The organism is Rhodococcus sp. MurmanLake-1, assembly GCF_056945715.1.
This window is the reverse complement of the sequence record NZ_JBWZNF010000011.1, coordinates 77,624-91,883: the sequence shown is the minus strand read 5'-3', so window position 1 is coordinate 91,883 and position 14,260 is coordinate 77,624. Positions and strand designations below refer to the sequence as shown.

Annotated in this window: 15 protein-coding genes; 8 read left to right on the top strand and 7 right to left on the bottom strand. The window is 62.7% G+C overall.

Annotated features, from left to right (window positions below; all coding sequences use genetic code 11):
* The first annotated feature begins 154 nt into the window (after positions 1–154).
* Entirely contained in the window at positions 155–385 is a 231-nt protein-coding gene (locus AC2ETI_RS25635) for a PTS sugar transporter subunit IIB (protein ID WP_003941324.1), read from the top strand.
* Positions 382–840: a PTS sugar transporter subunit IIA gene (locus tag AC2ETI_RS25630; protein WP_483634586.1), complete on the top strand. Its 459-nt coding sequence runs from the start codon at positions 382–384 to the stop codon at positions 838–840. The genes AC2ETI_RS25635 and AC2ETI_RS25630 overlap by 4 nt, the downstream gene beginning before the upstream one ends.
* Before the next feature lie 54 nt (positions 841–894).
* Here the strand turns inward: AC2ETI_RS25630 and AC2ETI_RS25625 are convergent, their stop codons facing one another.
* The 3 genes from AC2ETI_RS25625 to AC2ETI_RS25615 form a co-directional block, all read right to left on the bottom strand.
* Entirely contained in the window at positions 895–1,644 is a 750-nt protein-coding gene (locus tag AC2ETI_RS25625) for a GntR family transcriptional regulator (protein WP_483634585.1), read from the bottom strand.
* Positions 1,645–1,793: 149 nt separating this feature from the next.
* Positions 1,794–2,567, bottom strand: coding sequence for an SWIM zinc finger family protein (locus AC2ETI_RS25620; protein ID WP_029255725.1), 774 nt, complete (start codon positions 2,565–2,567; stop codon positions 1,794–1,796).
* Positions 2,564–5,380 carry a DEAD/DEAH box helicase gene (locus tag AC2ETI_RS25615; protein ID WP_483634584.1) on the bottom strand — a complete coding sequence of 939 codons (2,817 nt, stop codon included), beginning with the start codon at positions 5,378–5,380 and terminating at the stop codon, positions 2,564–2,566. The genes AC2ETI_RS25620 and AC2ETI_RS25615 overlap by 4 nt, the downstream gene beginning before the upstream one ends.
* Positions 5,381–5,472: 92 nt before the next feature.
* Between AC2ETI_RS25615 and AC2ETI_RS25610 the strand changes: the two genes are divergently transcribed.
* Together AC2ETI_RS25610 and AC2ETI_RS25605 are read left to right on the top strand one after the other, a co-directional pair.
* A complete protein-coding gene (locus tag AC2ETI_RS25610) occupies positions 5,473–6,393 on the top strand; it encodes an NADP-dependent oxidoreductase (RefSeq protein ID WP_070797131.1) in 921 nt (306 codons plus the stop codon).
* A gap of 80 nt (positions 6,394–6,473) precedes the next feature.
* The gene (locus AC2ETI_RS25605) at positions 6,474–7,175 is read left to right on the top strand and encodes an HNH endonuclease family protein (RefSeq protein ID WP_483634583.1); all 702 of its coding nucleotides are present in this window, start codon (positions 6,474–6,476) and stop codon (positions 7,173–7,175) included.
* 1 nt (position 7,176) lies between these two features.
* Here AC2ETI_RS25605 and AC2ETI_RS25600 read toward each other — a convergent pair whose 3' ends face one another.
* Positions 7,177–8,409 (bottom strand): metal-dependent hydrolase family protein, encoded by a 1,233-nt coding sequence (locus AC2ETI_RS25600; RefSeq protein WP_092765294.1) that lies wholly within the window; start codon positions 8,407–8,409, stop codon positions 7,177–7,179.
* Between the two features lie 158 nt (positions 8,410–8,567).
* Here AC2ETI_RS25600 and AC2ETI_RS25595 point away from each other — a divergent pair, with 158 nt between their 5' ends.
* Complete coding sequence (locus AC2ETI_RS25595) at positions 8,568–9,203, top strand: TetR/AcrR family transcriptional regulator C-terminal domain-containing protein (RefSeq protein ID WP_019749222.1); 636 nt, start codon at positions 8,568–8,570, stop codon at positions 9,201–9,203.
* Here the strand turns inward: AC2ETI_RS25595 and AC2ETI_RS25590 are convergent.
* Positions 9,190–10,764, bottom strand: coding sequence for a molybdopterin-dependent oxidoreductase (locus AC2ETI_RS25590; RefSeq protein ID WP_020908339.1), 1,575 nt, complete (start codon positions 10,762–10,764; stop codon positions 9,190–9,192). The two genes, AC2ETI_RS25595 and AC2ETI_RS25590, sit on opposite strands and share 14 nt — an antisense overlap.
* A gap of 127 nt (positions 10,765–10,891) precedes the next feature.
* On the opposite strand from AC2ETI_RS25590, the gene AC2ETI_RS25585 reads away from it, so the two are divergent.
* Both AC2ETI_RS25585 and AC2ETI_RS25580 read left to right on the top strand, forming a co-directional pair.
* Entirely contained in the window at positions 10,892–11,710 is an 819-nt protein-coding gene (locus AC2ETI_RS25585) for a shikimate 5-dehydrogenase (protein WP_029255730.1), read from the top strand.
* A 13-nt stretch (positions 11,711–11,723) separates the two neighbouring features.
* The gene (locus tag AC2ETI_RS25580) at positions 11,724–12,185 is read left to right on the top strand and encodes a DUF6328 family protein (protein ID WP_003941357.1); all 462 of its coding nucleotides are present in this window, start codon (positions 11,724–11,726) and stop codon (positions 12,183–12,185) included.
* A 1-nt stretch (position 12,186) separates the two neighbouring features.
* Here the strand turns inward: AC2ETI_RS25580 and AC2ETI_RS25575 are convergent, their stop codons facing one another.
* Both AC2ETI_RS25575 and AC2ETI_RS25570 read right to left on the bottom strand, forming a co-directional pair.
* Positions 12,187–13,023, bottom strand: a complete 837-nt coding sequence (locus tag AC2ETI_RS25575; RefSeq protein ID WP_279219266.1) for a sulfurtransferase — start codon at positions 13,021–13,023, stop codon at positions 12,187–12,189.
* 22 nt (positions 13,024–13,045) lie between these two features.
* Positions 13,046–13,669 (bottom strand): LysE family translocator, encoded by a 624-nt coding sequence (locus AC2ETI_RS25570; protein ID WP_483634582.1) that lies wholly within the window; start codon positions 13,667–13,669, stop codon positions 13,046–13,048.
* A gap of 102 nt (positions 13,670–13,771) precedes the next feature.
* On the opposite strand from AC2ETI_RS25570, the gene AC2ETI_RS25565 reads away from it, so the two are divergent.
* Positions 13,772–14,245 carry an Lrp/AsnC family transcriptional regulator gene (locus tag AC2ETI_RS25565; protein ID WP_003941284.1) on the top strand — a complete coding sequence of 158 codons (474 nt, stop codon included), beginning with the start codon at positions 13,772–13,774 and terminating at the stop codon, positions 14,243–14,245.
* Positions 14,246–14,260: the final 15 nt, after the last annotated feature.

The window sequence follows — 14,260 nt, the reverse complement described above, 5'->3', positions numbered from 1 at the left end:
CCGGTCATAACCAGTTGTAGTTTTACCTGGTGGAGGCGAGTTGTCAACACCCAAATGTGACATACGTAACCGGGATAGCCTTGACCAGCAACTAGTCAGCCCACCTGTACGACCGTTCAACGATCACGACCAACCCGACAATCAGGAGCAGCAAATGTCGAAAGCGGAAGCAATCATCAAGGGCCTCGGCGGCGCAGAGAACATCGTCGAGATCGAGGCTTGCATCACCCGCCTGCGTACCGAGGTCAAGGACGGAGCGAAGGTGAACGAGTCCGCTCTCAAGGCTGCCGGCGCACACGGCGTGCTCAAAGCCGGAACGGTTGTCCAGGTCATCGTCGGGCCCGAAGCCGACACCCTTGCCGAGGACATCGAGGACATCCTGTGACGGTCGTCCTCGCCCCGCTGCCCGGCCGGGTCGTCGCACTCGCGGACGTCCCGGACCCGGTTTTCGCTCAGCAGATGGTCGGCTCGGGCGTCGCGATCGAACCCGCCCGCGCTCAAGGCCCGCTCACGGTCGTGGCGCCGATCAGCGGAAAGATCCTGAAACTGCACCCCCACGCGTTTGTGATCTTCGGCGAGAAGGCCACCGGCGTGCTGGTCCATATCGGCATCGACACGGTCAAGCTCGAAGGCGACGGATTCACGCTCATCGCCGCCGAGGGTGACACCGTCGATGCGGGTGATCCCATTGTCAGCTTCGATCCAGCGCACATCGACACGACCGGCTACTCGGCGATCTGCCCGGTTGTCGTAATGGATTCCAAACCGGACACCGTCGAATCCCCTTCCGTCGGTGGGGACGTCGCCACAGGCGACACTCTGTTCGACTGGTCGGCGTAACGCAAAGGGCGAGCACACCGGAAGGTGTGCTCGCCCTTTCGTTTCGAACGATGGCTATTGGTCGCGGCGCGTTTTGGGCCGCGCCTGGCCCTGGACTTCCATCTGCAACTGGTAGCGGTCGGATCGGTACCAACTGCGAGTGTGTTCGACCGGTGCTATCTCACTGAACGACACTCGATCGAAGTACAGAACCGGAGCACCTTTACGAGTGCCGAGGAGAGTCGCGATCTCCGTACTGGCACCATCTGCACTGACAGTCTGCTCTGCCCGGTCGATCGGCTTGTCGTACTTGTCAGCGGTCGCCCGGTAGATCGAACCCGTCAAGTCCATGTCGAGTAGACCAGGCAACAGTTCCGGATTGAACCAGCCGTCGTCCACACTCACCGGCTCGCCGTCGGCGAGGCGCAAGCGCTTGACGTGATACCCCTCGGAACCCGGTCTCATATTCAGTGCGGCAGCAGTGCTTTCGGGGACCGGCCCCTGCTCACTGACCAGGACCACTGTGGTGGGGTGATGCCCCTGGGCCCTCATCTCCTCGGTGAACGACGCAAGGTGCAGCTTGGACTGGACAGCGCGGTGCGCGACAAAGGTGCCCTTGCCACGCACACGCACGAGGTGTCCGTCATTGACCAACTGGCCGATGGCCTCGCGAACAGTGATCCGACTGACGCCGTAGTCCTGCATCAGGTTTCGCTCGCTGGTCATCAAGTCGCCAGGCTGGAGTTCTTGGGTGCACTTGCGCAGGAGAATGGTGCGCAACTGCTCATGTTTGGGTATTGCGCTGTCGCGCAAATGAACGGGCATCACAGCGACTGTCCCTCCGAGAAATGAATAGTCGTCTATTCGCCGACGATAACGATCTGAAATCGCGGGCAGGTCCCGACCGGACCGGTCCAATTAACGATACTGGAATTCACGGTAGGAAACTAGCATCAGTCCGGAGTTGTCCGATTTCAACCGTCCAACCGTCGGTAGATGGACCGTATTTCGTCCAAGGCGACGTTCTGCTGAGCCATGTCCAATCCCAGTGCCGCCACCGCCTCACGCAGACGGCGGATATCCAGATCGTCTATCGCCGGTCGAAATTGCACCTTCGGTAGCGCGGGGAGGGCAGCAGCGATTCCGAACCAATTCTCGACGTCTACCGGAACAGTCGACTCGTCCTCCACTCCCCCGATCAACTGCTCCAGGTCGACCCCGCGAAGTCTCAGCAACCTCAGCGGATCGGTGTCGATCCGCTCGGCAGTCAAGAACGCCACGGCCGCAGCGTGTTTGCACGGCCAACCGTCATCGGGGCAGGTGCAGTCGAAACGGAAAGCCGACGGGCCGTCCGGTATCAGTTGGGCAGCAAGCATGTCCGGGACAGTGCCGGACACCAGCGCGGCAAGGCTTCCCGGCACTCGGCGGATCTTGGTGATGATGTCGTCGATATCCGATTGATCAAGAGTGTCGATCGACAGCGTGGAAACGAAAGGTTGAAGTTGGCTGCCCTGAACCTCGGCCGTCACCACTCCCGGTTCGATGTCGAGCGCCAAAACCTGACCCGAACGCGCATACGTTCGCCCACGCGTGACACGAGGTTTGTCGCCGATCTCTTCGACGACGCGGACAAAAGCCTTGCCCCAGAACGTTCTCCCGAACGCTGGACGAGGCTTGACCGGCGCGGGTGCCCGCCGCCGGGGCCCGGTGTACTCGCTGAAATCGGGGCCCTTACCGCGCGGACTCATTCGCCCACCGCGTCGTCGCCGAGTCGCAACAACTCGTCCAATTGCTCGACGCTCATCTCCGTCACCCAGTTCTCACCGGTCCCGACTGCAAGTTCGGCGAGTTCACTTTTACTCGCGATCATCGTGTCGATTCGCTCTTCCAAAGTTCCGACGCACACCATCTTGCGGACCTGCACGTTCTTTCTCTGACCGATGCGGAAGACACGGTCCGTCGCCTGGTTCTCTACCGCGGGGTTCCACCATCTGTCGAGATGAACGACATGGTTGGCCGCTGTGAGATTCAGACCCGTGCCGCCGGCCTTGAGCGAGAGCACCATGATGGGCGGACCGTCTGTGCCTTGGAATGCCTCGACCATCGCGTCGCGCCCGGCTTTCGACACTCCGCCGTGGAGAAACGGAACTTCGGTAGTGAACCGGTCGGCCAGGTACGGCACCACCAATTCGCCGAACTCACGAAACTGTGTGAACAACAGAACCTTCTCGTCGTCGCCGATGACCGACTCGACGATGTCCTCGACCAGTCCGAGCTTTCCCGAACGGTGTTGCCCGCGGCGCATCACCGGCGAACCGTCGCGCAGGAAGTGCGCGGGATGATTGCACACCTGTTTGAGTTTGGTCAGCGCAGACAGGACGGCGCCCTTGCGCTTCATCCCTTCCGTCCCCTTGATCTGCGCCATCATCTCGTCCACCACGGCGCGGTACAACGCGGCCTGCTCTTCGCTGAGATTCGCTCGAACCGTCATCTCCAACTTCTCCGGGAGATCCGCGATCACGGCGGGATCGGTCTTCACGCGCCGCAGCACAAAGGGGGACGTGACGGCTCGCAGTCGCGAGACGGCAAGCTGATCTTTTTCCCGCTCGATCGGTACGACAAACCTTTTGCGGAACATCTGCTCCGAGCCGAGTACCCCGCGATTGGCAAAATCGAGGATTGACCGCAGCTCGTCCAGCCGGTTCTCCACCGGCGTTCCGGTCAGAGCAACGCGATGGTCCGCAGGAATGCTGCGAGCAGCTCTCGCCTGAGATGTCTTGGCGTTCTTGATGTGTTGAGCCTCGTCAAGCACTACGCGCCGCCAGTCGAGATCCTTGAGGGCCGCGACGTCGCGGGTCATGAGCGCGTAGGTGGTGATCACGAGGTCACTCTCACGAACTGCCTGTTCCAACTCCGCCCCGGTAGCGCGATCCGAACCGTGATGAACGTAGACGCGCAAGCTCGGCACGAATCGCGCCGATTCACGCTGCCAGTTACCCACAACCGACATCGGGCACACCAAAAGGGTTGCTGTCTTGGACTTCTCGTGCGCAAGTAACGCCAACAGTTGCAGCGTCTTACCCAGACCCATGTCGTCGGCCAGAACAGCGCCGAGCCCGAGAGCACTCATGTACGCCAACCAGTCGAGACCGCGTCGTTGATACGGACGCAAAGTCGCGTTGACCGTCGACGGTACCGCGACCTGCCGCGGAGCTACCGACTGGTCGAGCAGTGCCGAAGCCCATCCGGTTGCCTTCACTTCCTCGACCGGCAGGTCTTTGAGGTCGTCGGCGATCAAATCCTTGATCAGATCGACAATCGCTCGGTCCCCGCTCGAGTGCCGCTGACTGACAAAACGAGCCGCGCGGGCCAGGACGTCTTTGTCCGCCTGAACCCACTCGCCGCGCAACTGGACCAGATCGGACTTCGCATCGACCAGTCGGGTCATTTCCTCGGCGGTGAGCACCTTGTCTCCGAGCGCCAATTCCCAATCGTATTCCAGCAATTGGTCCATACCGACCGTACGATTCTCCGCAACGATCGGAGACGCCGCCGAGGTCACCCGCACACGCAGGGATGGAGACACCACGTTCCAGGCACGCGGAAGCAGCAGCGTGATCCCTCGCTCTCGCAGGACTATCGCGCCGTGTCCGACCAGGTCCATCACGACAGGAGTGGGCAGCAACAGGTCGAGACTGTCCTCGTCGCGCGGCACGTCGCGAAAACGTGGGTAAGCCTTGATCGCCTCTTCGAGTTTGCGGCTGCCGAGCTGGATACGTTTGGGATCTGCCCGGTGCAGTCGAACACGTTCGGGCGCTTCACCTTCGGGACGCAAACACACGTGCAGACGCCACAGCGCATCGTCGTCGGGATCGGAATTGTCGTCGAGTTCAGGCTCGATCAGCCGCAGAACCAGGTCCGGCTCTCCGGCGGTGAACGTCGACCCCCATTCGGCGAGTCCCTCGGCCGCTCGTACCGACACGTCGTCGAAAGCGTCCCCGGACAACACGGCCTGCCACAGCGGGGTCTGCACCACCGGATGCGAGTCACCGAGAACACGACGGACGATCGGGTCCGTGAGTTCGTTCGTGATGTCTTCGATCGTCGCCCTCGGCGAGCCGACTGACCGCTGCACCGGCGGCATGGCCACTACCAATTCGCCGATCCAGGCGCGCTGGCGTTCCCCCACCGACAACTGCCACCGCGGCCACCAACTACCCTCGGCTCGCGTCAGCGCCGGCACCACCCGGCCGGCGCGCACCCAACGGTCGATTCCTCGCGCCACGTGCACGAGAAAGTGCAGGTCTCCCGCGATTCGCTGGTCGTCGGCCTTGAACCGCAGCAGGAGATCGACTGCGTCCGGCGGCGCCAACGCAACAGCTGCGTACTCACTCTGCAAAGGCCCGCCAGGCACGGGCGGCATAGCGACATTCACACGATGACGGAACTTACGATGCAGGACAGCACTGACCGGATCTCGCGGATCGTCGGTTCCGGCACCGTCGTGCCCGTCGACCCACAGTTTGAGCCCCGATCCCGGTGACCAGAGTCCATGCAGCATCCGACCATCCAATCAGGTGCCACCGACACCGCTCTTCGACACCACCCTTCCGGACCGTCCTTCCGATCTGGCTGGGCAATAGGCTGGCAGTCATGACGACGGCATACGGCTTCACCGAGTACGGCGGACCCGACACACAGTCCTATTTCGACGTCACCCTGCCCCCACCGGGTGCCGGCCAACTGCTGGTGTCGGTCCGAGCGGCGGGCGTCAACCCAGCTGACTGGAAAGTTCGCGCGGGTACTCGAAAAGATACTGTCCCGGTGACGCTGCCTGCGGTCCTGGGCCGCGAAGTGTCCGGTGTTGTCATCGGAGTAGGTCCGCGGGTCACCGAGTTCGAGGTCGGCGACGAAGTGTTCGGCGCTACCGCTACCGGCTTCGGCGGCTACGCCGCGTCGACATTGCTCAACGTCTCCTCGACAGCACACAAGCCGCCGACCGTGTCTTGGGCCGATGCCTCGGTGCTGACGGTTGCGGCGGGAACGGCTTACGACGCTCTCCACGGTCTGGATCTGAAACCCGGGGCAACACTCCTGCTCCTCGGTGCCGGCGGCGGCGTTGGTCGCAGCACGACCGCGCTTGCGGTGTCTCGCGGCATCGACGTCATCGGCGTCGCGAGTGAGTCCAAGCGAACCGCGATCGAGGGAGCGGGAGCACGGTGGGTTGCGTCGGGAGACGCCTTTGCAGGCGAAGTGTCCGCGTTGTCCCCAGGCGGAGTGGACGCGGTTTTCGACCTGGTCGGCGGGGACACTCTCACTCGCGGCGCTGAGCTCGCCCGACCGGACGCGCCGATCCTGAGCATCGCCGATCCTCTGGCGGCGAGCCGACTCGGCGGCGGTGGTGTCGAACGCCGAAGAACTACAGCAGTATTCACGGAGGTCGCGGCGCTCGTGGCCGACGGGACCCTCGACCCGTCCGTGTCCGGCCGTTACCCATTCTCCCGCGCTGGGGAAGCGCTCGCTGCAGTCGAAGACGGCCATTCAGCCGGCAAAGTGGTGATCGAGTTCGGCTGATTTCTGTCGGCCCCCGATGGTTCAATCACGTTCTACGACGGGCGGCGTTGAATCACCGTCTACGACGGACGGGGGCACAGGTGGTTGCACGGTTATCTGCGATCCTGTCGACGCTCGCGCTCGTATGTCTCGTCGCGTCCTGCGGATGGTTCGGGGACGAGCGTCTCGAGTCGGCCCCGGGCAGCCCGACACGATCGGAGCTCGAATCGCTGCTGTCCCGGACCGCGATTGTCGACAACCGACCACATCCGGGTGGATACGAGCGCGGCTGCGGTAACGGCGAGGCTTGCGTCTTCGGCCCCGCTTGGTCCGACGACCAGGACGCACCAGGTGGCCACGACGGGTGCGATACCCGCAACAACGTTCTGGCCCATGATCTCTCGGACGTGGTGTTCAAACCGGGAACACGTGACTGCGTCGTACTGTCGGGCGCGATGACCGACCCGTACTCCGGTGATCGCATCGAATTCGAACGCAGCCAGGCCAAGTCCGTCCAGATCGACCACGTCTTCCCACTCGCCGCGGCTTGGGACTTCGGCGCGAACTCCTGGACGCCCGCGCTTCGGATGAGGTTCGCGAACGACACGTCACTGAACCTGTTGGCCGTCAACGGCCCCGACAACCAGTCGAAAGGCGACAGCACGCCCGGTGAGTGGTTGCCGCCCAATCCTGCATACCGATGTTTCTACGCCGGCAAGTACTTGACCGTCGCGATTTCCTACGGCTTACCGGTTCGCCGGGCGGATCACTCGGCGTTGACAGAACTCGCCACTCGCTGTTGAGCTACCGGCCGTCCTTCACCACTCGACCGCTCTGAATGACGAGTGCGATGCGCTCACGATCGGCGAAGATGGACGGATCCGTCAACGGATTGCCGCGGAATGCAACGAGGTCGGCGAACTTGCCGACTTCGATGGTGCCGACCTCGTCGGCGATGCCGAGAATGTCGGCGTTGATCCGGGTAGCGGAAACCAATGCGTCCATCGGGGTTTCGACCTTGGCGCGCAGGACTAGCTCCATTCCCCGGCCCGTTTGATCGGTACCGATGAGGTCCGATCCCAATCCCACTCTGACGCCGGCATTTCGAGCAGCAAGAAGCCCGTCGATCTGACCCTGCATCATCTGACCGATCCGAGCCGAAATCGATTCGGGTAGACCTGCTGACGCCGCGCTGTCCGAGAGCGCCTGCACCACCGCCAACGTCGGCACCAACGCGACGTCGTGCTCGGCCATCAACTTGGCTGTCTCGTCGTCGATACCTGAGCCGTGCTCGACGCATTTCGCGCCGGCAGTGACAGCGTTTCGGATTCCCTCGTTGTTGTGGGCATGCACCGTGACATAGGTACCGCGCGCATTGGCTTCCTCGACGGCAACTTCGATCTCGTCGACCGTGAACTGGGTATCGGTGAGCTTGTCATGAGTCGATACCACTCCCCCGGTAACACACAGTTTGAGGAAGTCCGCACCCCTGCGGAACGTCTCGCGAACGTTCTTTCGCATTTCGTGCGGACCGTCGGAAAGCAGAGACATACAACGTAATCCGGGGATGTCATGATCGGACCAGTCCGAAGTCGGCTCCCACTCGGCCGCCAGGTGTCCGTGTCCACCTGTCTGGCACTGGATCGGGCCGCACTGAATGATCCGCGGACCCGGAATCTTGCCCGAGGCGACAACTCCGGCGAGTCCACCGTCGACTCCGCCGCAGTCACGAACAGTGGTGAATCCTCCGTCGAGGGTCGATGCGCAGGTCGCGAACATGTCTGCAGCGAGCTCGGCTACCGAGATCTGACGCCGCAGACTCGGTGCGAGATCGCTCGATCCACCGAGATGAACGTGCGCGTCGATGAGGCCGGGCGTGATTGTCAGCCCGGTGCAGTCCAGCACCTCCGCCCCCGCAGGCGGCGTTCCACCGAGTGCACTGATGCGGCCATCTTCCACTGCAACAGCGCAGTTCTCGATCGGGTCGGCGCCCGTGCCGTCGATGATCGTTGCACCGGTCAGCCATACGACAGACATATTGAATGTTCCTCCGACGTGTACCGATCGCCGGAAGATTCCGCCGACATACCGAATAGGGTTCGGTTAGTATGATGCATACCGGCTCCCGAAATCAAGGAGTTGTCATCAATCGATCAAGTCCGAGATTGCCGACGAATCCCTCACCAGGAGAATCGATGCCGCGTCCCACTCAGCCGATACTGTCCACGCGAAACATCACCGACGCGGCTCTGGATGCTGTCGACGCAACCGGCGACTTCACCATGCCCGGGATCGCCAAGCAACTGAACGTGACTCCGTCTTCGCTCTACACACATATTTCGGGTCGATCCGAGATCGTCGAACTCATGCGCATCCGCGTGATGTCGTCGATCTCTGTCCCCCACCCACCCGCAGGATGGAGCGAACGGATCAGCGCGTGGGGGTGGGCATATCGCCGAGCTGCCGTCGAACATTGGCGCCTCATCCCGCTACTCATGACACGCAGCGTCCGCACCGAGGTGACTTTTGATATCGATACTGCACTGGTTCAAGCATTTTCGGACGGGGGTTTCGATTCGACCGATACGCGTCACGCAATTTCCACGCTGGACAGTCTGGTTCTCGGATCCGTCGTGAAACTCTCGACGCCGGATGTCGCGTGGACTCAATCCTCCAACCCGAGCGAGGTCACGCGTGAGGCCGCGAACCCACTGCGAACCGACGACACCTTCGACTTCGGCCTGCGAACGCTGATCGCTGGATGGATGGCCCAGTGCGTCGTCCGCCTGTATACCGAATCCCATTCGGATCTACCTGTCACTTCACGGTGAACGACCTCGTATGCCATCCAGTGGCTCCACCGGGAATCGGCGGAGTGCGCTCTTCCACCTGAACGTTCCCGTCCAAATCCGTCGCTCTGACCTGCACGGTGTGCAAACCTGAGCCCGCATCCCACATCCACGACCATTGACGCCAGGTGTCGATCGAGTACTCCTGCGCCAGTGTCGCCGGTTGCCATTCGCCGTTGTCGACGCGAACCTCGACCTTCTCGATCCCGCGATGCTGCGCCCAGGCCGTTCCCGCCACCAGCACCTGGCCCGGCTCGATCGGCGCCAAAGCTGCCGGCACCTCGATACGCGACGACGTCTTGATCGGTGCCTGCGCACCCCAACCGCGCTGGGTCCAATAGGCCTCAACCTTGTCGAAACGCGTCAGTTCCCACTCCGTCACCCACTTGGTGGCGGAGACGAAACCGTACAGGCCGGGAACTACTTGCCGAACGGGATAGCCGTGCTCGAACGGCAACGGCTCACCGTTCATCGCCACGGCGAGAATCGCGTCACGGCCGTCGGTGACTATCTCGACCGGGGTGCCGACTGTGAAGCCGTCGACACTGGTCGACAGGAGCATGTCGGCGTCGGGATGGACACCGACTTCGTCGAGCAGGTCCTTCATGGGATAACCGATCCACTTCGCGTTCCCGGCCAGAACGCCGCCCACCTCGTTGGAAACACACGTCAGCGTGATGACCCGTTCGATGGGCGTTCGCGCCACCAGATCGTCGAACGACAACGTCATCTCGCGGTCCACCATTCCGTGAATCCGCAGTTCCCACGAATCCGTCGTCAATTGCGGAACGAGGAGTGCAGTGTCGATTCGATAGAAGTCGTCGTTGGGCGTGATGTACGTCGACGCACCCGCAATCGCGATGTCCGCACCCGCCGGAATCGGCGGCGCCGGGTCAGCGGCAGTGGGTACGACAAAGTCTTCACGATTCGCTACTGCTCCGGCGATTCTCTGCCCCACGAACTTCCCGGCGGCACCCGCTGCCGCAGCCACTGCCAACGCCGCACCTGCCAGCAGAAGAAACTGACGACGAGGCAACCACGAGTCGGCGACGCCAGGCGAGAGCGGCACCTCGAGTTGCGTGATCAGCAACCGCAAGGTTGCGACGCCCGCCACCACACCGACCAGCGTCGGGAACACGTACATCGCATCGGCAGTCGGGCGCTGCATCGCCGCATACACACCAACCGCGCCCAGAAGAACGAGGATGACACTGCCGATCGGGCGGCGTCGCCGTTCCAACAGCCCGGCTACCGCACCGAGCAGAACGATCAATATCGACATTCCGATGAACAGCGCCGGCTTGTCGTTGGTGCCGAAGGTGTCGATCGCGAACTCGCGAGCCCACGCCGGGGTTCGGTCGACGGTGGTCGCGCCAACTGCGTAGAAGGGCGACGCGTCCGGGTTGATCGGCAGCGCCACCAGTTCACCGACGCCCAGGACGACAGCCGCGGCCAACACTCCGGAGATCGCGTGAGCAGCCCATCTACGACGCGGTGGACGAGATTCGGTGCTCGGGTGCTCGTCGATGTTCTGTGTGACCATGTCGTCTCGGCTCTGTCGGTGCGAGTGGTGCTTCGATCGGATACCCGACATTCGGCGCTGCGGGACATCCGGATGGGTGCACTCGTCTATCAAGAACTACGCCGAACTCGCGATTAGAGTGGGGACAATGACCGTCGACCTCAACAAGGACACGCTCCTGTGCATGTCGCTCTCCGGGCGACCGAGCAACATCGGCACGAGGTTTCACAATTACCTCTACGAGGAATTGGGCCTGAACTTCGTCTACAAAGCCTTCACCACCGAAGACGTGCCAGCCGCGATCGGCGGCATCCGAGCACTCGGGATTCGAGGCTGCGGGGTGTCGATGCCGTTCAAGGAACAGGTCATCGAGCACATCGACGTCATGCACGATTCGGCCAGCGCCATCGACTCCGTGAACACGATCGTCAACGAGTCCGGAGTGCTGCACGCCTACAACACCGACTATCAGGCGGTGGCCGATCTGCTGCGTGACAACGACGTCGACACGAGCCTGTCCGTCGCTGTCGCCGGCAGCGGTGGCATGGCAAAAGCAGTCGTCGCTGCGGTGCGCGACACCGGATTCACCGACGTCACCGTGATCGCCCGCAACCAGCAAGTGGGGTCGTCGCTCGCGAAGCAGTACGGCTTCGACTGGCAGGCCGAACTCGGTGAGCTTCGTCCCCGTGTACTGATCAACGCCACTCCGATCGGTATGTCCGGCGGCGCAGAGGCAGATGCATTGTCGTTCCCCGAACTAGCAGTGCGCGCCGCCGATGTCGTCTTCGACGTCGTCGCGATGCCTGCGAACACGCCACTGATCGCGTTGGCGACCGAACTCGGCAAGACGGCGATCACGGGAGCGTCGGTCATTGCCCTTCAGGCCGCCGAGCAGTTCGTGCTCTACACCGGCGTGCGTCCGAGCGCGGAGCAGATCCAGCGAGCGTCGGAATACTCACGGGCGTAGGAACCACGTCGCCGTGAACGAGACCGGGGAGACTCCACCTCAACAACTCGCGCGGAACTTCAACGAGTTGTTGCAAGAACTGCGCGTCGCGCTCTCTGGTGTGCAGATCCTGTTTGCCTTCTTGCTGGCCGTGGCATTCACCGAACGCTACGAGGAAGCGTCGGCGTACATCCGCGGCATCCACTTGGTGACGGTGATACTTGTTGCCATCTCGTTCGGGTTCCTGATGGCACCCGCGGTCTGGCATCGCATGCTCTTCCGCCGTGGGCACCGCGAGAACATATTGCCCGTCGCCAACCGATTCGCCCTGTGCGGCATAGCCTTTCTCGCCGCCTCCATGACCGGCACGGTCCTGTTGATCGCCGAGGTCGCCGTCGGCGGAGTTGCTGCGAAGGTCTTGGCAGCGTGCGCCGCGATCATGTTCACGGCACTGTGGTTTCTCGTGCCGTCATTCATCGATCGCACCAAGAGCTGACTCAGGCTCCGGTGTCGACGGCGCGAGTGCTGTCGTTCGACCACTGTGACCACGAGCCCGGGAACAGCGTCGCGTCGTAACCGGCGATCGCGAGTGCCGCAATCTCATGCGCTGCAGTTACTCCGGATCCGCAGTACACCGCGACACTGTCTCCGGCGCCCAGTCCGGCGAACCGCTCACGCAGGCGGGTCGCGTCCAGGAACCGACCGTCGCCGGTGATGTTCTCCGCGGTCGGCGCGCTCACCGCACCGGGGATGTGCCCTGCGACGGGATCCATCGGCTCGACCTCGCCGCGGTACCGCTCCCCCGCTCGGGCGTCGAGAAGCACGCCGCCCGCACGCGTCCAGTCGCCGACGCCGTCGATGTCGACCGTCGGCATGTTGCCGCCGGTGAAAGTCACGCTGCCCGGAGTGACCGACTCACCGATACCGGCCGCCAACGGCAGTCCCGCGGACTCCCAGGCCTGTAGCCCGCCGTCGAGCAGTCGGACATCCGAGAGCCCGGCCCACCGCAGCAGCCACCAACCACGGGCAGCGGCCGTGTTGCCGGTGGCGTCGTAAAGCACCACCGAATCACCGTCGTCGATTCCCCAACGACGCGCAGCGTCCTGCAGGTCTTCGAGACTCGGCAGCGGATGCCTTCCCGTGCCCGGCGACGGCGGCGAGGCAAGTTCCTCGTCGAGGTTCACGAATACCGCGCCGGGAATATGGCCGTCGCGAAAATGCTGCTCGCCGTTCGAATCACCCAGCGCCCATCGGACATCGAGCAATCGCGGCGCAGCGCCGGCCTCGATGAGAGCGGACAGTTCTTCGACGTCGATCAGCACGGGAAGTGTCATGAGCCCATCCTGACACGACCACTCATGCAACCCCGAAGAAGGCACCGAGACCCACCAACAACACTCCCGTCACCACGTCGATTCGCTTGCCGACGCCGGGACGACGCAGCTTCTTGCCTGCTCCGGCCGCCAGCACCACCACGATCGCCCACCACAGTGCCGCGGCGACCACCGTCGCGCCCGCCAACATCAACGTGCGCAGCCCTGCGCCTTCACCCGGCTCGATGAATTGCGGGAGTAGCCCGAGAAAGAACAACAGCACCTTCGGGTTCAGCAGATTCGAGAGGAAGCCGTAGCGAAATGCCGTGGTGACCGCGATCGGTTCTTTCGCTGCCGGAATTCCCTCGTCCGAGGCTCGGGCTTTGAAAGCACTTCGAATCGCGGAGATGCCGAGCCAGGTCAGATATGCCGCCCCGGCGTATGTGAGCGCAGAGAGCAACTGTGGCCGTGTCGCCACAAGTGCGGAGAGACCAAGTGACGCGGCAGCGGTGTGAACGAAGAGCCCGGAAATCACACCGGCGGCCACCACCGCGCCGGTCCGACGATCTGCCAGAGAATGACGCAGGATCAGGACAAAATCCGGTCCCGGCGTGAACAGGACGATGGATAGCAGGGAGCCGAAAGCGAGCCATTGACCGACACTCATCCGAAATACCTCACACCCGAGCTGATTCGAGACACATGTTCATGCCAGGAGTGTGCAACTGGATCCGGGAAGTTCAAAACGACTCCGGATATAGTTCGGCAGATGACGAAGAATGAGCCTCTGGATCCGGTGGACTGGAAGATTTTGGCCGAATTGCAGAACGACGCGTCGATCACCAACAAGGTGTTGGCCGATCGAGTCGGCTTGGCGACTTCCTCGTGCCACGAGCGCGTACGACGCCTACGTGCCAACGGAACAATTAGCGGTATCCATGCGGTTGTCGATCCGGCAGCCGTTGGCCGGTCGATGCAGGCGATCATCGCCGTTCAATTGCGACCACACCGCCGCGACCTCGTCGACCGGTTCACCGCCGACGCGCTAGCGCTGCCGGAAACGCTTGCGCTCTTCAACGTCTCGGGGCCCGAGGATTTCTTCCTCCACGTCGCGGTCCGTGACAGTGCGCATCTACAGCGAGTATTGATCGACCACCTCGCCGCACATCCCGAAGTCTGGCATGCCCAAACGCACCTCATCTACGGCAAAGCGGTCACCTCACCCATCCGACCGGACAGGTAAATCGGGTCCGGGGCG

What these genes read in the sequence shown, in the direction of transcription:
- AC2ETI_RS25585 (WP_029255730.1), top strand. Translation starts at nt 10,892, where the DNA reads ATGACCGTCGACCTCAACAAGGACACGCTCCTGTGCATGTCGCTCTCC.
- AC2ETI_RS25610 (WP_070797131.1), top strand. Translation starts at nt 5,473, where the DNA reads ATGACGACGGCATACGGCTTCACCGAGTACGGCGGACCCGACACACAG.
- AC2ETI_RS25575 (WP_279219266.1), bottom strand. Translation starts at nt 13,023, where the DNA reads ATGACACTTCCCGTGCTGATCGACGTCGAAGAACTGTCCGCTCTCATC.
- AC2ETI_RS25600 (WP_092765294.1), bottom strand. Translation starts at nt 8,409, where the DNA reads ATGTCTGTCGTATGGCTGACCGGTGCAACGATCATCGACGGCACGGGC.
- AC2ETI_RS25635 (WP_003941324.1), top strand. Translation starts at nt 155, where the DNA reads ATGTCGAAAGCGGAAGCAATCATCAAGGGCCTCGGCGGCGCAGAGAAC.
- AC2ETI_RS25570 (WP_483634582.1), bottom strand. Translation starts at nt 13,669, where the DNA reads ATGAGTGTCGGTCAATGGCTCGCTTTCGGCTCCCTGCTATCCATCGTC.
- AC2ETI_RS25615 (WP_483634584.1), bottom strand. Translation starts at nt 5,380, where the DNA reads ATGCTGCATGGACTCTGGTCACCGGGATCGGGGCTCAAACTGTGGGTC.
- AC2ETI_RS25625 (WP_483634585.1), bottom strand. Translation starts at nt 1,644, where the DNA reads ATGCCCGTTCATTTGCGCGACAGCGCAATACCCAAACATGAGCAGTTG.
- AC2ETI_RS25590 (WP_020908339.1), bottom strand. Translation starts at nt 10,764, where the DNA reads ATGGTCACACAGAACATCGACGAGCACCCGAGCACCGAATCTCGTCCA.
- AC2ETI_RS25565 (WP_003941284.1), top strand. Translation starts at nt 13,772, where the DNA reads ATGACGAAGAATGAGCCTCTGGATCCGGTGGACTGGAAGATTTTGGCC.
- AC2ETI_RS25620 (WP_029255725.1), bottom strand. Translation starts at nt 2,567, where the DNA reads ATGAGTCCGCGCGGTAAGGGCCCCGATTTCAGCGAGTACACCGGGCCC.
- AC2ETI_RS25595 (WP_019749222.1), top strand. Translation starts at nt 8,568, where the DNA reads ATGCCGCGTCCCACTCAGCCGATACTGTCCACGCGAAACATCACCGAC.